The organism is Caldichromatium japonicum (assembly GCF_011290485.1).
GTDB lineage: Bacteria > Pseudomonadota > Gammaproteobacteria > Chromatiales > Chromatiaceae > Thermochromatium > Thermochromatium japonicum.
This window is the reverse complement of record NZ_CP048029.1, coordinates 2,725,898-2,744,358: the sequence shown is the minus strand read 5'-3', so window position 1 is coordinate 2,744,358 and position 18,461 is coordinate 2,725,898. Positions and strand designations below refer to the sequence as shown.

At 60.8% G+C, this 18,461-nt stretch carries 18 protein-coding genes, 1 tRNA gene and 2 pseudogenes; 7 read left to right on the top strand and 14 right to left on the bottom strand.

What is annotated here, in order from left to right:
• Nucleotides 1-2: 2 nt before the first annotated feature.
• Together GWK36_RS13445 and grxC are read right to left on the bottom strand one after the other, a co-directional pair.
• On the bottom strand, nt 3-434 hold the full coding sequence (locus GWK36_RS13445; protein ID WP_246237584.1) for an RNA-binding S4 domain-containing protein: 432 nt from the start codon (nt 432-434) through the stop codon (nt 3-5).
• Nucleotides 397-669, bottom strand: a complete 273-nt coding sequence (gene grxC, locus GWK36_RS13440; protein WP_166271845.1) for a glutaredoxin 3 — start codon at nt 667-669, stop codon at nt 397-399. Before grxC ends, GWK36_RS13445 begins: the two co-directional genes overlap by 38 nt.
• A 263-nt stretch (nt 670-932) precedes the next feature.
• On the opposite strand from grxC, the pseudogene GWK36_RS13435 reads away from it, so the two are divergent.
• Nucleotides 933-1,649: pseudogene (locus GWK36_RS13435) on the top strand (IS630 family transposase); the annotation flags it as partial.
• Nucleotides 1,650-1,827: 178 nt separating this feature from the next.
• On the opposite strand, the pseudogene GWK36_RS16185 reads toward GWK36_RS13435, so the two are convergent.
• From GWK36_RS16185 to GWK36_RS13400, 7 genes and pseudogenes are all read right to left on the bottom strand, one after another.
• Nucleotides 1,828-2,709, bottom strand: a pseudogene (locus GWK36_RS16185) (ABC transporter ATP-binding protein); the annotation flags it as partial.
• A 1-nt stretch (nt 2,710) separates the two neighbouring features.
• A complete protein-coding gene (locus GWK36_RS13425) occupies nt 2,711-3,751 on the bottom strand; it encodes an NADP(H)-dependent aldo-keto reductase (protein ID WP_166271841.1) in 1,041 nt (346 codons plus the stop codon).
• 12 nt (nt 3,752-3,763) lie between these two features.
• Nucleotides 3,764-4,048: a zinc ribbon domain-containing protein gene (locus tag GWK36_RS13420; protein ID WP_425482803.1), complete on the bottom strand. Its 285-nt coding sequence runs from the start codon at nt 4,046-4,048 to the stop codon at nt 3,764-3,766.
• Between the two features lie 54 nt (nt 4,049-4,102).
• Nucleotides 4,103-4,291, bottom strand: a complete 189-nt coding sequence (locus GWK36_RS13415) for a hypothetical protein (RefSeq protein ID WP_166271839.1) — start codon at nt 4,289-4,291, stop codon at nt 4,103-4,105.
• A complete protein-coding gene (locus GWK36_RS13410; RefSeq protein ID WP_166271837.1) occupies nt 4,284-4,448 on the bottom strand; it encodes a hypothetical protein in 165 nt (54 codons plus the stop codon). The genes GWK36_RS13415 and GWK36_RS13410 overlap by 8 nt, the downstream gene beginning before the upstream one ends.
• Before the next feature lie 65 nt (nt 4,449-4,513).
• The gene (locus GWK36_RS13405; protein ID WP_246237582.1) at nt 4,514-6,778 is read right to left on the bottom strand and encodes a patatin-like phospholipase family protein; all 2,265 of its coding nucleotides are present in this window, start codon (nt 6,776-6,778) and stop codon (nt 4,514-4,516) included.
• 228 nt (nt 6,779-7,006) lie between these two features.
• Nucleotides 7,007-8,218 carry an exo-beta-N-acetylmuramidase NamZ family protein gene (locus GWK36_RS13400; RefSeq protein ID WP_210756934.1) on the bottom strand — a complete coding sequence of 404 codons (1,212 nt, stop codon included), beginning with the start codon at nt 8,216-8,218 and terminating at the stop codon, nt 7,007-7,009.
• A gap of 146 nt (nt 8,219-8,364) precedes the next feature.
• On the opposite strand from GWK36_RS13400, the gene queA reads away from it, so the two are divergent.
• The 6 genes from queA to GWK36_RS13370 all read left to right on the top strand — a co-directional run bounded on the left by queA (nt 8,365) and on the right by GWK36_RS13370 (nt 14,023).
• Nucleotides 8,365-9,396: a tRNA preQ1(34) S-adenosylmethionine ribosyltransferase-isomerase QueA gene (gene queA, locus GWK36_RS13395; protein WP_166271835.1), complete on the top strand. Its 1,032-nt coding sequence runs from the start codon at nt 8,365-8,367 to the stop codon at nt 9,394-9,396.
• A gap of 93 nt (nt 9,397-9,489) precedes the next feature.
• Nucleotides 9,490-9,873 carry an H-NS histone family protein gene (locus GWK36_RS13390; protein WP_166271833.1) on the top strand — a complete coding sequence of 128 codons (384 nt, stop codon included), beginning with the start codon at nt 9,490-9,492 and terminating at the stop codon, nt 9,871-9,873.
• Between the two features lie 219 nt (nt 9,874-10,092).
• Nucleotides 10,093-10,368, top strand: coding sequence for an RNA recognition motif domain-containing protein (locus GWK36_RS13385; RefSeq protein ID WP_166272743.1), 276 nt, complete (start codon nt 10,093-10,095; stop codon nt 10,366-10,368).
• Between the two features lie 99 nt (nt 10,369-10,467).
• Entirely contained in the window at nt 10,468-12,285 is a 1,818-nt protein-coding gene (locus tag GWK36_RS13380) for a M61 family metallopeptidase (protein ID WP_246237581.1), read from the top strand.
• Complete coding sequence (gene birA, locus GWK36_RS13375; RefSeq protein ID WP_166271829.1) at nt 12,282-13,277, top strand: bifunctional biotin--[acetyl-CoA-carboxylase] ligase/biotin operon repressor BirA; 996 nt, start codon at nt 12,282-12,284, stop codon at nt 13,275-13,277. Before GWK36_RS13380 ends, birA begins: the two co-directional genes overlap by 4 nt.
• Complete coding sequence (locus GWK36_RS13370) at nt 13,274-14,023, top strand: type III pantothenate kinase (protein WP_166271827.1); 750 nt, start codon at nt 13,274-13,276, stop codon at nt 14,021-14,023. The genes birA and GWK36_RS13370 overlap by 4 nt, the downstream gene beginning before the upstream one ends.
• Here the strand turns inward: GWK36_RS13370 and GWK36_RS13365 are convergent.
• From GWK36_RS13365 to ppsR, 5 genes are all read right to left on the bottom strand, one after another.
• Nucleotides 14,002-14,078 (bottom strand) — tRNA-Arg (locus tag GWK36_RS13365). The two genes, GWK36_RS13370 and GWK36_RS13365, sit on opposite strands and share 22 nt — an antisense overlap.
• A 146-nt stretch (nt 14,079-14,224) precedes the next feature.
• Nucleotides 14,225-14,494: a DUF3995 domain-containing protein gene (locus GWK36_RS13360; protein WP_166271825.1), complete on the bottom strand. Its 270-nt coding sequence runs from the start codon at nt 14,492-14,494 to the stop codon at nt 14,225-14,227.
• A complete protein-coding gene (locus GWK36_RS13355) occupies nt 14,491-15,678 on the bottom strand; it encodes a geranylgeranyl diphosphate reductase (RefSeq protein WP_166271823.1) in 1,188 nt (395 codons plus the stop codon). Before GWK36_RS13355 ends, GWK36_RS13360 begins: the two co-directional genes overlap by 4 nt.
• A gap of 147 nt (nt 15,679-15,825) precedes the next feature.
• On the bottom strand, nt 15,826-16,737 hold the full coding sequence (chlG, locus tag GWK36_RS13350; protein WP_166271821.1) for a chlorophyll synthase ChlG: 912 nt from the start codon (nt 16,735-16,737) through the stop codon (nt 15,826-15,828).
• Nucleotides 16,738-16,834: 97 nt separating this feature from the next.
• Nucleotides 16,835-18,274 (bottom strand): transcriptional regulator PpsR, encoded by a 1,440-nt coding sequence (ppsR, locus tag GWK36_RS13345; RefSeq protein ID WP_246237580.1) that lies wholly within the window; start codon nt 18,272-18,274, stop codon nt 16,835-16,837.
• Nucleotides 18,275-18,461: the final 187 nt, after the last annotated feature.

Sequence of the window (18,461 nt, the reverse complement as noted above, 5' to 3'; positions counted from 1 at the left end):
GTTTACAGACCAGGGTCACCGCCGCGGATGAGGCGCTCGATCATCCGCCGATCGCGCTTGGTCGGACGACCGCGGGGCCGTTCGCCCTGAGCGCCTGTCTCGCGCCGCGCTCGGACCTGTTCTTGGCGGTTGAGCCGGCTTGTCTCGTCCTCGACATAGAGTTGCGCCGCCTCTGGCGCAGGCCGCCGCTGGGCGCTCAGGGCCACCACCTCGATGCTCCAACTCAGACCGTCCTTATGGATCTCCAGGCGGTTGCCCGGACGGATCAATCGGCTCGGCTTGACCCGCCGGCCATCGACATGGACCTTGCCGCCATTGATCGCCTCGACCGCAAGTTGGCGGGTCTTATAAAAACGCGCCGCCCACAGCCATTTGTCGAGGCGCATCTCGGTGAGCTCAGCAGTCTTGTCCATCATCGATCCCGAGCCGGACATCCAGTTCGCCCTCCAGGTCGAGTGCCATCATGTCGTCATAGCCGCCGACATGAAAGTCATCGATGAAGATCTGGGGCACGGTCTTGCGCCCGCTGCGCGCGACCATCTCGTCCCAGCGCATCCGGTCGCGATCGACCGCGATCTCCTGGAAGGCAACGCCCTTGCGCTGCAACAGGCGCCGCGCTCGCTGGCAATAGGGACAGGTTTGGGTGGTATAGATGACGACCTGCGGCATAGGATTAAGGGATCCTCGTATCGACCTTTATGACAATGGCGGCTGACCTGCCCCCCGTCAAGCCAGGATTGAAGACCTTCTTCGTGCATTGTGGACACCAGGTTTCAGATGTAGGGTACGCCATGCACGCCCTACTGTCGCGGTTCATTGATCCGATGTGCATCAAGCCCCGCCGTTCAAGGCGAGGAAGGATAGCGCGGAGGGCGTGGTCGCCGTTGTCTTGGGGTTGCAGTTCAGTGGGTGGCTACTGTTGTTTCGCCCCAAAGACCAAGGTGCGGCAGTTGATCCTCGACCGTTTTGGCATCGAGCTCAGGCCGCAGGGGGAGGGCAAGTACATGGCGCGCTGGGGATTGACGCCCCAGAAACCGATTCGGCGCGCCTATGAGCAAAGCCCGCCGGCGGGCAAGACGTGGCTTGAGGAGATCTACCCGGACATTGCCCGGCGCGCCAAGGCCGAGGGCGCCGAAATCCACTGGGGCGATGAAACGGGGCTGCGCTCGGACGAGGTGCGCGGGCGCTCTTATGCGCCGGCGATCAAGACGTCCGAGATTCGCGTCACGCACCGTCGCGAAGGCCTGTCGGTGATCTCGACGCTGACCAACCGCGGCAAGGTGCCTTGGAAGGCGTTCGCGGGGGCGATGAACGCCGACATCCTGATCGACTTCATGAAGCGGCTCGTCAAGGACGCCAGGGGCAAGAAGATCTTCCTCATCCTCGACAACCTGCGCGTGCATCACACCAAGCCGGTCAAGGCGTGGCTGGCTGCATGCGCCAATCAAATCGAGGCCTCCTCCCTCCCCCCCTACAGCCCAGCACTGAACCCCAACGAGATGCTCAAGGCCATCATCACCGCGCAGGCGCCCTCCCGCGCCAAGGGCGATCTGAAGAAGGCGACCGTCAGCCACCTGCGCCGCCTTCTCAATTCCCCCCAACGCATCATGCGCTACTTCCAGCATCCCAAGCTTCATGATGCCGCGTAATACAAGTTCATTGGTTTCGGATCAATAATGAGCGGGCGTTCACCCTGAAAGAGAAAGGCGAAGGCCAAGAGCATCAGGATAGGCATCAGCAGATTCCAGGATAGACCCGCGCGATCGCGATAAAATTCGCGGTTGCGCGCGACCAGGATGGCAAAGACCCGTCGCCACATGGATAGCCCCTCAGCCGATGTCCGATCAGCTTCAAGAACAGGTCCTCCAGGTTGGGTCTAGACACCCGCAGCGCCCCCAGATCGACCCCGAGCCGGTCGAGCTCGATGAGAGGCGGCGCAACTGCATCTGCTGGAAGCTCGGTCTCGCCCTCCTCCACCACGGCGTTTTCGGGCAAGGGTAAGGTCTCGGGCCAGGCCGTCTCAGGCAGATGGATCAGATAGGCTGGAAAATGGGCGTGCATCAGGTCCTTGGGCCTGCCCTCAGCGATGATCCGCCCCTGATCTACGATCGCCACCCTGTCGCACAGCCACTCGGCCTCTTACATATAGTGAGTGGTGAGGACGACCGTGGTCCTGCGGCGGCGGATGTCCTCGATCAGACCCCAGAAGTTACGCCTGGACTGGGGATCGAGGCCGGTGGTCGGCTCATCCAAAAAGACGAGCTCAGGCTCATTGACCAGGGCGATTGCCAGCAGCAACCGCTGGCGCTGACCGCCGGAGAGCTGGCGGGTATTGCGCCCGAGCAGCTCCTCCAGATGACAGAGCCAGATCAGGGCATCGAGGTCCGCCCGGTGCCGATAGAGGTTGGCGAACATGTGCAACGCCTCGCCGACGGTCTGAAACTCCTGCAGCGCCGTGGTCTGGAACTGGATTCCGATCGCCTTGCGGTACTCTTGGTCCAAGGGCCGGCCTTTGAACAGGATCTCGCCTGCGGTCTGGGTTTGGAGTCCCTCGAATATCTCCAGGGTGGTCGTCTTGCCCGCACCGTTTGGCCCCAACAGGCCGAAGCAGTCACCCTGGACAACGGCGAAGCTGATCCCATCCACTGCCCGCACCCCACCGGGATAGATCCGCACCAGCTTGCGGGCCTCGAGCATGGGGACAGGCATCTCAAGGCGCCGGATTGGGCTGTTTGGTGTGAATCGTCTCGATGCCGGCGATCACCGCATCATCGAGCCTGAGATCCAGGCTGCCGATGTTGCTCTTGAGCTGCTCGAGCGTGGTCGCACCGATGATGGTCGAGGTGACAAAGGGGCGGCTGTTTACCCAGGCGAGGGCCATCTGCGCCGGATCTAACCCATGCAGCCTCGCCAAGGCGACATATTCGGCAGTCGCGCGCTCGGCCTCGCCGTTGAGATAGCGGCTGAAACGCTCAAATCGGGTGATCCGCGCCCCGGGTGGGCGTTGTCCATTGAGATACTTTCCCGAGAGGACGCCAAAGCCCAAGGGCGAATAGGCCAAGAGCCCGCATTGTTCGCGGATGGCGATCTCGGCCAAGCCGATCTCGAAGGTGCGGTTGAGCAGGTTATAGGGGTTTTGAATACTCACCACGCGCGGCAGATTGTGTTGTTCAGCCAGCGCCAGATAGCGCATCAGACCCCAGGGTGTCTCGTTGGAAACCCCCACCATGCGGATCTTGCCCGCCTTGACCAGGTCGCCGAGCACCTCGAGAGTCTCCCACAGCGACACGCTGTTTGAGTCATCCTCAGGGACATAACCGAGCCTGCCGAAGAAATTGGTGCTGCGGTCTGGCCAATGGAGCTGATAGAGGTCGATCCAATCAGTCTTGAGACGCTTGAGGCTGCCGTCGAGCGCCGCCTCGATATTGGCCCGATCGAGCCTGGCCTTGCCGCTGCGCAGATAAGGAAGCCAATCCCCAGGCCCGGCGACCTTGGTGGCCAGGATCACCCGATCGCGGCAGCGGCGGCTTTTCAGCCAGTTGCCGATGATGGTCTCGGTCATCCCATAGGTCTCGGCGCAGGGCGGGACGGGATAGATCTCGGCGGTATCGATGAAATTGATCCCGATGGAAAAGGCCAGATCCAACTGGGCATGGGCCTCGGACTCGGTGTTCTGCTCGCCGAAGGTCATAGTCCCCAGACAGAGCGCGCTCACCTGGATCCCGGTTCGGCCAAGCGGTCGGTAAAGCATCTTGACCTGCTCTCAAGAAAGTGCGCAAACAGGCGCACTGTGCTCTTCCTGCCCCGAATGCGGAGCGCATTCGTCTCTGACAGGCGTGACTTTCCCGACTACGGCAGAGACCCTCTCTGCTGTAGCTCCGCCGTTACCGGACGGACTCGCCACGGGTAGGGCAGTTGCGGTTGCCAGCCGTTTGAGATTGAGCGCGGCATTGATGTCCCGATCATGGCGCGTGCCGCATTGAGGACACGTCCATTCCCGATCCTTCAACGCCAACATCTCATTCTCCCAACCACAGACCGAACACAGGCGGCTGCTCGGATCCCAGCGATCAGCTATTGATCCGAAACCAATAAACTTGTATTACGCGGCATCATGGAGCTTGGGATGCTGGAAGTAGCGCATGACGCGTTGGGGGGAATTGAGAAGGCGGCGCAGGTGGCTGACGGTCGCCTTCTTCAGATCGCCCTTGGCGCGGGAGGGCGCCTGCGCGCAGATGAGCTTGCGTATCTGGGCGTCCTGCTCCGCCAACAGCGCCCGCTTCTCACCCACCTTGCGCCCACCCCCCTTGTCCTTGGGCCCCTTCGCGCCCATAGCCTTTGCAGATGTCGAACACCCCTGCGCCCAACAATCCCCTCTGCGCGCCTATCGCTTCATACCTCCAGCTACGCCGCCGCTCTTCGCGCGCCGCAAACGACAGCAATCTCATGTCTCGTCTTTCCATGCCCACGACATCAGGACAGCTCACTCAATTTCAAAAGCATGTGTTTCTTATCAATAATAGGTCGTGCCGATACCCTCGCGCAAACCGCCCCAGGGCCGTCCGAGCAAGAGGTACAGCGCCCCATAGCCCCCATCGGCCTGACCATAACCCAGATACAGAGGCCCGATCGGGGTATCTGCGCCTAAAAACAGGCTTCCGGCCAGGCGCAGGCCTTCCCAGCCGATTTGGCTGCGCTCGGCCCAGACGTTTCCGACCTCAAGCGAGGCCCCCGCATAGGTCTTCAGCAATGGCGTCTTGAGGTCGTGGAGATAGATGGCGCGCGCTAGCCCTCGATAGATCCCCAAGAGCTCGTTTTGATTGAAGCCAGAGAGGTTTAAGAACCCGCCGAGACGCTGATAGGACTGGGGCGGGGTCTCGCCGCCGAGATCGCCGGCAAAACCCAAGCCCAACAACAGACTGTCCGGCCCAAGGGTTTGGGCATGGAGCAGGTCTAGGCTGAACTGATCATAATCGGCCGAGGCGCCGAGCTCGGTGCGCGACCCGAGCAGCCTGGTCTCGATCAACCAGCCCTGGCGCGGCAGGCTTAGGTTGTCGAGGGTATCCAAGGTAAAACGCAGGCCGAGCTCGCCGAGATCGAACTCATAGTCCGGATAGTGTACATCCCCGATCCGCTGTTCGGCCTGCCCCCAGAATCGACCATACCGGACCCCGAGCCGCCCCCAATTGCCGAGATTGCGCCCCAGTTCAAGCTCGCCGCCGGTGCGCGCGAGCTGATATTCGGCGATCGGGCGGTTATGGACATTCGGCTCAAAGAGCATGAGATTTTCGTTCAGATAACCGACGCCCAGGCCCAGATACCAGCGTTCGAGCGGATCGAGCGGCTGGTAGAGGCTAGTATAAAGGGCGGGTTCCTCACCAAGCTGCGTTTGGATGCGCCATTCGCCGTTGAATGCATTGAGCGGGAGCCGCGTATAGGCGAGCCCGATGTTGAAGCGCGAATCGCCCGCAGTGGTCGAGGAAAACTCGAGCCCTGCCTGCAGCGAGCTCGTGCCCCAGGACTTTTCGTGGGCAACGATCACCAGGGTTGCCTCCCCGTCGCTCTGGTTTTCCAGGTAATAGCGGACCGACTCGAAGTCATCGAGATCATAGATCTGGGCGATCTGGCGCTCGATGGCTGCCGGATCAAGGCGCTCGCCCGGTTTAGTCCAGATGCGCTCGCTGATCAGGCGCTCAGACAGGCGCGAGCGGTTGTCGATGCGGATGGCGCGGATGATCGGTTGTTCCTGGTAAGCCGCCTGCGGGTTTTGGGCGCGATAGGCGGCATAGCGGTCCGGCGGCAGGGCCAGAGTTGCGAGCCTTGGATGCAGCGCCCGGGCCGCCTGTTCGCCGAGGGAGATTGCTCGGGGCATCTTGGTGAACTCATTGGCGAGCACCTCGGATCCCAATGCCGGCGTGATCAGGATATCGCGCGGCGAGAGCGTTTCGATCTGCTCCTGGGTATTGCGCCAGGTGATGAGGCTAGCGATCTGATCGAGCATGGAAAAGACATCTGTGATCTCCTCGCGCTCGCGCCGCGGGCCGCTCACATCGACTGCGATGATGATCTCTGCGCCCATGGTGCGCACGATGCTCACAGGCAGGTTCATGGCAAGCCCCCCATCGACCAGCAGGCGATCGCCGATCTCGACGGGGGCGAAGACCGCAGGCACCGCCATGCTGGCGCGAATGGCAGTCGCCAGATCGCCTTTGTCGAGGATCACCGCCTCACCGGTCACGACATCGGTCGCTACCGCCCGATAGGGGATGCGCAACTGGTCGAAGTTCTGAATCCGGCGCGCTGGCAGGGTATAGCGGCGCAGGGCCAGGTCCAATTTCTGACCCTGGATAAGCGCCGGTGTCAGATTGACCTTGCGTTTGTCCTCTTGGACCCCGGGGCGCGTCTGGATGAGGGTATTGCGATCCTCAAATTTGTGGCGCATGCGCTGTGAGGGTCGGTCGGCCTGATCGTTGAAGATCTCAGTCCAGTCGATCTCCGCCACGATCTGCTCGATCTCGGCAGGCGAGAGTCCTATCGCATAGAGCCCGCCGACGATCGCACCCATCGAGGTGCCGGCGATATAGTCGATCGGGATCTGAAGGGCTTCGAGCACCTTGAGTACACCGATATGGGCGGCGCCGCGCGCCCCACCGCCAGAGAGCGCCAGACCGATCTTGGGGCGCTCGGCGGCAAAGGGCTTAGCGGCTGGGCAAGCGAGCATCACCAAGACCGAGAGACTCAACACCATGCACAAACCATAGGCACGAGAACACCCCATACAGAGATCTCCGAAACGATGGCGAATCTTCAAAGGGGCGCTCGCAGGATCTCCCGCCGGATCATACCGGCGTAAAGGCCCAGCCTGATCCCCCAGTGCGATCTGAGGCCCACCGGACACCGGCCTTAAGCCAGTGTAAGGGGCCTGTTGCAAGCGCTTCGCCGCCGGGGCGGACCTCTTGACGCCCGGGTGGGGGATACCTCAAGACCCTTTGATCAACCTGGATCCTTAAGGATACAGCAGCACGGAGGCGATGGATTCAGACCAGGCGCGTTCATCAGCGGCCAGGCGCTGCTCGAGGTCTGAAGGGGTAGCGCAAGGGTCATCGACCCAGGTGCGCAAAAAGGGCCCACCGGCAATCAGATCGATCGCCAGACGCTCGGTTTCATATTCATAGACAAACCGGCGCCAGAGTGGGTAGTCCGGATATTCCAAGCGGATAGCCTTGAGCAATAGGGCGATCAGGCGATAGGGGCGAAAACGCTCGTGCCGATAATCGAGCGAGTCGGTGTGGAGCTGAAAACCGGCGCAGCGTTTGCCGACATGTTTATGAAAGGTCGGCTCGAACCAACAGGGGCGGATCAATGCCCCTTCCAACCACTCAGGACAAAGGATCTCCATGCGTTTTAATAGACGTTCGCTGTCTAGATCCGGTGCGCCGAGGATTTCAAGCGGTGTGGTGGTCCCCCGCCCCTCAGACAGGGTCGTACCCTCCAATAGCACCGTCCCGGGAAAACAGCGCGCCATATTGAGGCTGGAGGCATTGGGGCTCGGATTGACCCAGGGGAGCTCAAAGGCTGGCCAGCCATAGCCAGGCGCATCATGGGGTCGGTAACCCTCCATGGCGATGACCTCAAATTCGAGATCGAGGTCGAGATGGTCCATAAACCAGCGCGCCAATTCGCCGAGCGTCAAACCGTAACGCATGAGGATTGGCCCCGCCCCTACGAAGCTTTCCCAACCCGGTTCTAAAAGGCTCCCCTCGAATGGGCGCCCGGCTGGATTGGGGCGATCCAAGACCCACAGGGCCTTACCGTGTGCGCTGCATGCCTTAAGGAGATAAACGAGCGTAGTGATATAGGTGTAGATACGGGTCCCGATGTCCTGGAGATCGACGAGCAATACGTCAAAACAATCCAGCATCTCAGGGGTCGGCTCGCGCACCTCGCTATAGAGGCTATAGATCAAGATGCCGTATTTGGGGTCGATCTCATTCGGGGTCTCGATCATATTATCCTGCTTGTCACCGCGCATCCCATGCTGCGGGCCAAAGGCAGCGACGAGTCGGCATTCATCGCCCAACGCTATGAGCGCATCGAGCGTATGCCGTCCCCAATGGGTCAAAGAGGCGGGATGTCCGAGTACCGCGACTCGCCGTCCCTGCAGCGGACGACGCAATACGGGGTCCTCAAGCAAGCGATCGATACCAAGTTTGATCATTGGTGCGTCGGTCAACATGAAGATGCCGCTATGATACGCAACCATCTCCATCCGAACCAAATGGGTTTGGCGGGCCAGGGCGAATCAAATCTTGGCTTGCTTAAGATCCCAGAGTTTGTCATAAAATAAATCAATGCACCAAATCAATGCACCGCTCTGATTTTTGGTATGAGCTTCCGCCTGAGCTGATTGCCCAGCACCCTCTACCCGAGCGTTCCGCCTCACGCCTCTTGGTGCTTGAGGCCGAACATCCAATCCCGCAGGATCGGATGTTCGTCGATTTACCCAGTCTGCTGCGGTCTGAGGATCTCCTGGTCTTTAATAACACCCGGGTGATGCGGGCGCGTCTGTTTGGAAACAAAGAGACAGGCGGGCGGGTCGAGATCCTGATCGAACGCTTGATCCAACCGCACGAAGCCCTGGCACATCTGCGCGCCAGCAAATCGCCCAAGTTAGGCTCTCGTATTTATATCGTCGATGATCTGTGGATCGAGGTCTGCGATCGCTGGGAAGATCTATTTCGCGTGCGCTCCCAGCAAGTCTCTTTCGGGATGCTGATGGAGCGGTACGGTCACGTCCCGCTGCCGCCCTACATTCAGCGACCGGATACAGCCATGGATGAAGAACGCTACCAGACTATCTTCGCCCGTCATCTCGGGGCAGTGGCCGCCCCTACTGCTGCACTTCATTTCGATACGCCGCTGATCGCTCGGCTGGATGCCCTCGGTATTCGGCGGGCTGAGATTACCCTCCACGTCGGCGCCGGCACCTTTCAACCCATGCGTGAGGAGGATCTCGATCAGCACCGGATGCATGCGGAATGGATCGAGGTCAATGAAACAGTGTGTGCACAGATTGCAAGAACCCGTCGCTTGGGTGGGCGGGTGATTGCTGTGGGTACGACCAGCGTCAGGGCGCTGGAGACTGCCGCATCTACTGGAGAGCCCAAGCCATTTTGCGGTGAGACCCGCCTGTTCATTCGGCCTGGATACCGCTTTAAGGTTGTTGATGCCATGATTACGAACCTGCATCTGCCTGAATCAACCCTGTTGATATTGGTAGCAGCCTTTGCCGGTTATTCCGAGATCATGGCGGCATACCGTCATGCGGTGGCCCAAGGGTATCGATTTTTCAGCTATGGGGATGCGATGTTTCTCACCCACGCCCGGGACGCTTAATAAACGCCGAGGGGGATGGAATCTTTATTTTGGTTTTATTAAGATAGCAACCATTGAAGGTTCGTTTCGCTTGGTGTATGAGGAGACACGCCTGTGGATTATTCAGAACTCTCGCTTGAAGATATCAAACGCCAGATTGAAGAGGCCGAGGCCCGCCGCGCCCAGCTCGAAAAGATCCTTGAGGATAAGCGCGAACAGAGCAAAGGGCAGATTGTTGAGCAGATCCGCAGCCTGATCTTCGATAACGGCTACGATCCCGAAGAAATCATGAACCTGGTGCTCCGGCGTCGGCGTAAGCTTGTCGGTCATCGGCAATACCGCCGTTATGTTGATCCCGATAACCCGGATAACATCTATATCCGCGGGGTTTTGCCGGGTTGGATGAAACAAAAGATGGTCGAAAAGGGTTATGACCCTTCATCCAAGGCCGACCGCGAGGCTTTCAAGTCCAACTATCTAAAGCTGGTTGAAGGTTGATGGCCCACATCAGCGGGATACAGGGACACCTATACGGGTATCTTTACGGATAGACGGGGCGGGAAGCTGGATCTAGGCTAGCCTACCAGTAGGAACGCGAGGAGCGATTCCGCTGATTGCGTCGCCTTTTTGAGCGGCAGAACTGTCGAATCAGTTGGGCATTGATTTTTCGACCGTTTTTGACTCTCTTCAATGCCCATTGCACGGACAAATCACATGATGAATATCTATGTCGGCAACCTGGCCTACAGCGTCACCCAGGATGAGCTTCGGGACGTCTTTGGGGCCTATGGCGAGATCGCCAGCGTAAACCTGATCACCGATCGGTTTACGGGTCAATCAAAGGGATTTGGCTTTGTAGAGATGCCGAACAATGCTGAGGCTGATGCAGCCATCAAGGCCCTGAACGATACTCCGCTCAAGGGCCGCAACCTCAAGGTCAACCAGGCCAAGCCGCGCAGCGAGCGCTCAAGCGGTCGCGTGTCACGCTGGTAAACTGCCCCTCTGCGCCTACCCTGTTTTTCGGGTGGGCGCAGTGTCAAGATCCACTGCCTTTTGCTATGTTGAGCGGCATCTTTCATTGAGATGCTGCTGATGCCTGATCCAGATCTTATCTATCGCGTCATCCCCTGTTCGCCCCAGGCGCATCTGTTTGAGGTCGAGCTGAGAATCGCATCGCGCGATGGTCCGTTGACCCTGGTCATGCCCGCTTGGGCCCCGGGCAGCTATCTCATCCGCGACTTTGCCAAAAATATCATCGAGCTTGCAGCCTGGGATGGAGCTGGACAGCCGCTTGCTCTCGACAAAACAGACCTCCATACCTGGACACTCTCTGGCGGCACAGGGCCTTGTACCCTGCGTTATCGCGTCTTTGCCTGGGAGCTTTCGGTACGCACAGCGCACCTCGATCTGACCCATGGCTATTTCAATGGCCCGGCGCTATTGATCTCTGTCTTAGAGCTTGCCGACCGACCCTGCCGGATTGAGCTTGTGCTCCCACCTGAGCCGCAATGCCGCGATTGGCAGGTGGCAACGAGCCTCAAGCCCATCGCCGTCGATGAACGCGGGTTTGGGGTCTATGGTGCCGATGATTATCGAGATCTAATCGATCATCCGGTCGAGATGGGGCGTTTTCGTTCATTGAGCTTCGCGGTCGGCGGTATCCTGCATCGGATCGCGCTCAGCGGGCGCTGTTGGTTCGATGAACAGCGCCTGATCGCCGATCTCAATCGCATCTGCGCCGAGCATGCGGCACTGTTCGATGAGCTGCCGATCGACCGTTATCTCTTTTTGGTTAATGCCATCGGTAATGGCTATGGCGGTCTCGAACATCGCTATTCAGCGAGCATCCTCTGTAGCCGCGAGGATCTGCCGCGATCCGGTACATCCAAACCGAGCGCCGATTACCAGCGGCTTTTAGGGCTATTGAGCCATGAATATCTTCACCTGTGGCTTGGCATGCGCATCCGTCCGCGCGCCTTCATCAACCCGGATCTAAGACAGCCAGCCACCACCCGCACCCTCTGGGCGATCGAGGGGATCACCAGCTATTACGATGAACTCGCCTTGGTGCGCTCGGGTTGTATCGGCGAAGAGGAGTATCTCGGGGTCATCGCTCAAAATTTCACGCGGCTTGCCCGCACCCCTGGGCGTTTTATCCAGACCCTGGCCGATGCCAGCCGCGATGCCTGGATTAAATTTTATAAAGCCGATGACAATGCCCCAAACGCCTTGGTGAGCTATTACCTCAAGGGTGCGATCGTCGCCTTATTGCTCGATCTCAGGATCCGAATTGACACGGCTGGGGCCTATTCGCTCGACACCGTGATGCAGGCCCTATGGCATGGCTATGGAAAGACCGGCATTGGTCTTGATGAATACGAGATCGAGTCGGTGGCAGGCGAAGTGACCGGATTGGATCTTCAAGGGTTTTTCAAACAGGCCCTGGAGACGAGCGATGAACTCGATCCCACCGAGCTCTTGGCTGGCGTTGGGGTCTCCGTCCGCTGGCGCCCGGCCCGCGATGCCCAGGACCTCGGCGGCTATGCCGAGTGCTTCGCACCGGTGGATGCGCGGCCGAGCCTCGGCCTTCGGCTGCGCGAGGGCGAGACCCTGATCCAAACCGTCTTGAAAGGCAGTCCGGCTGAGCGGGCTGGGCTAGCGCCTGGGGATCAGTTGATTGCCATCGCCGGCATTCGGGTCACGCCAACCAATCTCGACCGGCTCATCGAGCGCACCGCGCAAAAGGGGGAGCTCATCATCCATGCCTTCCGGCGCGATGAGCTTCTGACCCTAACCGCCCGAGCTGAGCTTGCGCCCGCCGATACCTGTGAGCTCAGTTTGATCCCGAATGCCCCGGATGGTGCCATCCAGGCGCGTGTCGCCTGGCTTGCCAGCCGTCGTCGGCCATGAGCGATGCACGCGCCCTGAGCCTCATCCGCCTCCTCGCCGACGGACATCTGCATTCGGGCGAGGAGCTCGCGCAGGTCCTGGGCCTGACCCGTGCTGCGGTCTGGAAGTTCTTACATCGGCTCAAGGACGAGCTCGGGCTTGGGCTCATCGCCGAACGCGGGCGTGGCTATCGGCTGGCGAGACCTATCGAGCTCCTCGATGCATCCCGCATCCGCGCTGCCTTGTCCCCACAGACCGCATCCCAACTGGGAGGGCTGGCGATCCATCCGGTGATCGACTCGACCAATGCCGAGCTGATGCGCCAAGCAGCAGGCGGTACCCTCGATGGGAGCGTTTGTTTGGCTGAATATCAGACCGCCGGGCGTGGGCGGCGCGGGCGGCGGTGGGTATCGCCCTTCGGGGTCAATGTGTATCTCTCGGTGCTCTGGCGCTATGCCGGTGCGCCTGCGACCTTAAGCGGGCTCAGCCTTGCCTTGGGCGTCGCCTTGGCCGAGACCTTAAGCGACCTGGGGGCCCAGGAATTGGCGCTGAAATGGCCCAACGATCTCTTGTGGCAGGGGCGAAAGCTCGCCGGTGTCCTGATCGAGATTACAGGTGAATCCCAGGGCCCCTGTCATCTGGTGGCGGGTATAGGTCTCAATCTAGAGATGACCGAGGACCAGGCACAGGCGATCGATCAGCCCTGGGTGGGTCTCGATGAGGTCTTAGGCGTAACCAAGGTCAGGCGCAACGCCTTGGTCGCGCATCTGCTCGATGGCCTGTTTGCGGCCTTTGCCCGCTATACCGACGAAGGACTTGCCCCATTCATCGAGCGCTGGCGCGCCCTGGATGCCTATCTGGGTCAGGGGGTGTGCTTGGTGCTGGGGGATCAGGTCATCCAGGGGCGCTATGCCGGGGTCACGGATCAGGGGGCCTTGATCTTGGAGACCGACCAGGGTCGGCGGCTTTTTCAGTCGGGGGAGCTCAGCCTGCGGACACTTGCTGCGCGATGAGACTGCTGATCGACATCGGCAATACCAACCTGCATTGGACCCTGGATGGGCCGGGGACCGCCTGGTCTGTCGCCTCGGTGCGTCACTCAGGCGGCATCCCCCCCGACCTCATCGCCGCCTGGGAGCGCCTGTCGCCCCCGGAGCGTATTCTGGTCAGCCATGTGGCAGGACCTGGGCTCGCCGAGTCTTTGACCCGCGTCGCCCGGGCGCTGTGGCGGGTCGAGCCCGAGTTTGTCCGCGTGATCCAGGGATACGGTGGCATCCAGGTGGCCTATTCCCAACCGGAGCGCCTGGGGGTCGATCGCTGGCTTGCCCTGCTCGCCGCCCGTCGGCTGCATCAAGAGGCCACGCTCATCCTCGATGCCGGGACCGCAGCGACCTTTGATCTCCTGCTCGCCGATGGGCGGCATCTCGGCGGGCTCATCCTACCTGGCATTGAGCTCATGCGCAGCAGCCTGTTCGCCAAGACCCAGATCCCACCTCCTGCCGAGCCGATCAAGGCAGGTCTGGCCTATTGGGGAACGGATACCCAGTCGGCCATCGCCTTGGGGAGCATCCAGGCGCTCGCTGCGACCGCAGAGCGCCTCTATGATCGCCTCGCGGCTGAGTCGGGCAGTACCCCTTGGTTGGTGTTGACGGGGGGAGATGCGGGGCGTATCGGGCCGTTTTTGCTGCGCCCCTGGACCCAGATTGCCGATTTGGTGCTGCGGGGATTGGCCGAGGCTGGTGCCCTCGACAGGACTTGAACCTGTGACCTACCGCTTAGGAGGCGATTGCTCTATCCAACTGAGCTACGAGGGCAGGAAGCGAAAGCAGATTTTAGTGCGGAATGGGGGGTCCTGAAAGGGAGAAAGAGCATCCTGGCCAGGAAGGGTCATTCGGTTTAAGGGTGGCTTCTGGACCCGGCTTCTTTGGCTTACCATGACCGACCGCCAGCCATGCACTCCTCAGTCCCTTGGCCAGCGCAGGGCAAGATCGGCGAGATGCGAGATCAGCGCCCCCAAGAGCGCAAGCCAGATCCATAGCCAATGGACATTTGTGAGTGCGGCGCGCAGGGCGAGCATCAAGAATACACCCGAGCTCAAGAAACCGACCAGCTGGCGCGGCGGAATACCGCGCCCGGTGCGCCGGTGATACAGGACGAGCCCTGCACCCTCGGCCAAAAGCAACCCAACGATCAGGTCGATGATCCGACCGCTGGCAAAAAGTTCGCTCAACGGGGCGACATCAAACCCAGCAGATGGGCCATGTCCTTGAAAAAGATCCGGATATGCGCCCCGGGCCTGGCCTTGACCAGGCGCTTGTTCATATAGGCCTCCCAGGTGAGATATTGGATATCGGGATCGGCACACAGGCTCACGAAACGCTCGCGGCGTTTATCGCTCGAATACCAAAAGTGCTGCATGATCCCAAGCACCCAGAACACCTTGCTATGCTCCTTCATGAAACGCTTGCGGGCCTGTTGTAGGGCCTTGGGGTTGCCGGTGCGGCAAAATTCATCAACCGCCTGCGCCGCCAGCCGTCCGCCAGTCATCGCGTAGTAGATCCCCTCGCCCGAGGCAGGGGCCACGACCCCGGCGGCATCGCCGGCCAAGACGATGTCGCGCCCGTTGTCCCAGCGTTTCAATGGCTCAAGTGGGATCGGTGCCCCTTCGCGGCGCAGGGTCTTGGCCTCGGCGAGGTCAGCGCGGCGGCGAAGTTCAGTACAGGCAGTGCGCAGGGAAAAGCCAGGGACGGCGGTACCCACGCCGACGCTGATGGTGGCGCCGTGGGGAAAGACCCAGCCATAGAAGTCCGGCGAGATGTCGCCCTGGTAATAGACATCGCAGCGGCTGCTATCAAAGCCCTCGGGGGTTTGCAGGACCTCATGATAGGCCGAGACATAGCGGACGGTCTCATAACCCGGGATATAGCGTTTGCCGACGAATGAGTTGGCGCCATCGGCGCCGATGATGGCGCGCGCCCGCACGCGCTCCTCATGCTTGTCAGCCCCAGAACCCACCCGGTAGACGACGATCGCGGTGCCATCGTCGGCGCGCTCGATGCGCTCGAAGGTCCCAGTGCGCCGCACTGCGCCCATCTCGGCGGCACGCTGTCTTAGCCATTCATCGAAGTGCTCGCGATCGACCATGCCCACATAGCCCCGCTCGATCGGCATCTCGACCACACGGTCGGAAGGGGCGATCATGCGTGCGCCATAGACCTTGTTAGCGAGGATGGACTCGGGCAGGTCAAAGTCGCGCATCGCCTGGGGCGGGATGGCCCCACCGCAGGGCTTGATGCGCCCGGCGCGATCGATCAGACAGACTGAGCGACCCACTTTGGCTAGGTCGGTGGCCGCGGTTGCGCCTGCAGGTCCGCCGCCGATGACGACGGCATCAAAGGTCTCGAGGTTGGACATGGGCTCTCTCGGTGTTTGGGAAATCTCGCGTTCAGCACTGGCTGGGCAAACCATGCCTCCAGCTCGGGGTTGGCTCTGGTGAGGATCTGGGGTCAGTGTGCCAAAAACTTAGGCCCCTGGTCTGCAACGGGCAGATCCCCAAAGGATTCAGCCGGCCAGAGGCAGACCGCGCACCGCAAAGGCGCTGATCATCATGCCGGTGACATAGGCGCTGACTCCCAGGCCGCTGAACCAGGTCGCGCGCTCGACGGGGCTTCCTAAAAAGCGCACCATCAGGGCGACCTGGATCAGGAGGACCACGGTAACGCCGGCGGCATGGACGGGCTTACCCCAGGCAAGCAACAGGGCGATGACGATCACCTGCGGCAGGCCCATCGCCAGACAGGTCCACCAGGCGGCGCGCTGGACCCCGAGCTGCACGGTCAGGGAGCGCACGCCCATGCGCGTATCGCCCTCGATGGATTTGAAGTCATTGATGGTCATGATGCCGTGCGCCCCCAGGCTATAGAGCAGGGCGAGCATGAGGATCTCCCAGCGCGGCAGGGCTCCATCCAGCATCACCGCCGCACCCGTGATCCACGCCAGCCCTTCATACGAGATCCCTGCGGCCAGGTTGCCCACCCAGCCGTTGGCCTTAAAGCGCACAGGCGGGGCGCTATAGCCCCAGGCGATGGCCATGCCGATGAGGGCCATGGCAAAGACCCAGGGCCCTAGGGCATAGGCGACGGCGAGCGAAACAGCGCTCCAGATCCAGGAGAGATAGAGCCCCCAGCGCCCGGGGATGCGTCCGGAAGGTATCGGGCGATTTGGTTCGTTGATCGCATCGACATGGCGGTCGTACCAATCATTGACCACCTGGCTGGTCGCGCACATCAGGGGGCCGGCGAGGATAATGCCGGCGATCAAGAGCCACCATTGGCTGAGGATCGGCGCACCGGATGACACCACGCCGCAGGTGAAGGCCCACATCGGTGGAAACCAGGTGATGGGATGCAGGACCTCGAAGATCGCAATGGGCTCAGGGTAGCTTCGGGGTGAGCTGACCGTGGTTTGATTCATAAGTCCGCGTTCAGGATTGGATTGATGGGCGCATGCGCCTTAAAACAATAAAGCGACCATACGCGATTGTTGGAGGCAACAGATTCGCGCGGTGGTGTCAGGAGTCTTGCGCCGGGGTCTCAACAGACTGATCGGCGTGCTCCGCAGCAAGACCATAACGATCGATTTTGACGTAGAGGCTCTGTCGGCTCAAGCCCAAGAGCTCCGCCGCCGAGGCGCGGTTATCGCCAGTGAGCTTGAGCGCGGTCTCGATGCACAGACGCTCGATGGTATCGGTCGATTCGCGCACCAGTTCCTTGAGCGGCACACGCCCCACGCGCTCGGTGAGCTGATCCAGCCAGCGATTCTGCTCGGGGGTAGCGGGGGGTTCAGCCTGTAAGCGCCGCCCAATATCGCGGATAAAAAACCCGAAATAGGGGCGCTCAGCGGTACGCACCGAGGTTGCTGAGACTTCGACATCCGTGGTCGAGCCATATTCACCGCGTAGGATGGTAGAAAAGAGCCGGACCTTGGTGTCCTGACGCAGGTTGGCGAGCAGGACATTGACGTCAACCCCTGGGCGACCTAGCCAGCGCTCCAACGGCTCGCCGCGCGCCTGTTGTTCAGCAGCGACTTCGATGAGGCTAAGAAAGGTAGTGTTGGCGGTCAGGACGCGCCCCTCGGCGTCAGTGATCACCACGGCATCCGGTGCGTTCTCGATCAGGTATAGATAGCGGGACTTGACCTCTGGCAGTGAGCCGATGGCGTCGGTTTGAATGGGCATCAGGCGCACCAGGATGAAGGAGGCATTTTCTTGACGCAGCAAGGAGGCCGAGACCAGAAAAGACTCAGCGCCGTCGCTTAGGCGCGCCCGCACATCGTCAGATCGACCAGCGGTCCGCGCCCCCGCCAGTAGCCCATTGATCGCCTGGGTACTCTCTGGATCGAACCCTTCGGGAAAATGACGCCCCACGAGCCGGGCGGGTGTCTCGCCCAGGCACTGGCCAGCTGTGGGATTGGCCTCGACGATGCGCTGGGTCGGGGCATCCAGGATTAGGATAGCCTCGCCGACCATGCGAAACAGCAAGCGATAGCGGGTCTCGATCTGACGATAGCGCCAATAATCGCGCTCCAGGGCCTGCTGGGCATCGATGAGCTGCTGCTGGAGGACAACAAATCCTTGCAGGCTGCGTCCGATCGCCAGAATCGGTGAGTCCTCCTCCTTGAGGCGCAGGAGACGGTACTGGACAGGGATATCGGCACCGCGCCTGCCCCGGTGGGTCGCTTGCCGCCAGCGCGTCAGGCGCTGCTGCTTGGATTCGTCGAGCAAGGATTCGAGATTGGGGCGGGTGTCGAGCGAGACAGTGGCGGTCCAGGGCTGACCGATCCAATTGGCATCGAGCTCGTTGCGCAGATCGTCGCTACCAAACGCAATGTCCTGGATCAAACCGGCCGGATCGAGCACAAAGGCGATATCTGCTAGCCCCTCGATCAAGGCGGCAGCCATCTGCGGGGCCAGTGTTCCGAGCCGGTCTTGGGGGGTATTGAACAGGGTCACGTCCAGGTCCCTTTCAGCCGCTGGCTTGGCCCTTGACTCACCTGGGGATGGTGTATGCCGGCAAGTGCTGGTCGGTTGAGGGATAGAACATTTTTTGGCCAAGGCCTGTGCCTTAACTGGCATGCGCCTCCAGTGTTCGTCGTCATTCAGCTCGGATCGGTACCCCAGGTGCATCAAATCTCTCGAT

Excerpts from the sequence above, each read along its gene's own strand:
- birA (WP_166271829.1), top strand. The coding sequence starts at position 12,282 with ATGAGCGATGCACGCGCCCTGAGCCTCATCCGCCTCCTCGCCGACGGA.
- GWK36_RS13400 (WP_210756934.1), bottom strand. The coding sequence starts at position 8,218 with ATGATCAAACTTGGTATCGATCGCTTGCTTGAGGACCCCGTATTGCGT.
- GWK36_RS13355 (WP_166271823.1), bottom strand. The coding sequence starts at position 15,678 with ATGTCCAACCTCGAGACCTTTGATGCCGTCGTCATCGGCGGCGGACCT.
- GWK36_RS13380 (WP_246237581.1), top strand. The coding sequence starts at position 10,468 with ATGCCTGATCCAGATCTTATCTATCGCGTCATCCCCTGTTCGCCCCAG.
- grxC (WP_166271845.1), bottom strand. The coding sequence starts at position 669 with ATGCCGCAGGTCGTCATCTATACCACCCAAACCTGTCCCTATTGCCAG.
- GWK36_RS13370 (WP_166271827.1), top strand. The coding sequence starts at position 13,274 with ATGAGACTGCTGATCGACATCGGCAATACCAACCTGCATTGGACCCTG.
- GWK36_RS13410 (WP_166271837.1), bottom strand. The coding sequence starts at position 4,448 with ATGAGATTGCTGTCGTTTGCGGCGCGCGAAGAGCGGCGGCGTAGCTGG.
- GWK36_RS13425 (WP_166271841.1), bottom strand. The coding sequence starts at position 3,751 with ATGCTTTACCGACCGCTTGGCCGAACCGGGATCCAGGTGAGCGCGCTC.
- chlG (WP_166271821.1), bottom strand. The coding sequence starts at position 16,737 with ATGAATCAAACCACGGTCAGCTCACCCCGAAGCTACCCTGAGCCCATT.
- GWK36_RS13405 (WP_246237582.1), bottom strand. The coding sequence starts at position 6,778 with ATGGGGTGTTCTCGTGCCTATGGTTTGTGCATGGTGTTGAGTCTCTCG.
- queA (WP_166271835.1), top strand. The coding sequence starts at position 8,365 with ATGCACCGCTCTGATTTTTGGTATGAGCTTCCGCCTGAGCTGATTGCC.
- GWK36_RS13385 (WP_166272743.1), top strand. The coding sequence starts at position 10,093 with ATGAATATCTATGTCGGCAACCTGGCCTACAGCGTCACCCAGGATGAG.
- GWK36_RS13445 (WP_246237584.1), bottom strand. The coding sequence starts at position 434 with ATGTCCGGCTCGGGATCGATGATGGACAAGACTGCTGAGCTCACCGAG.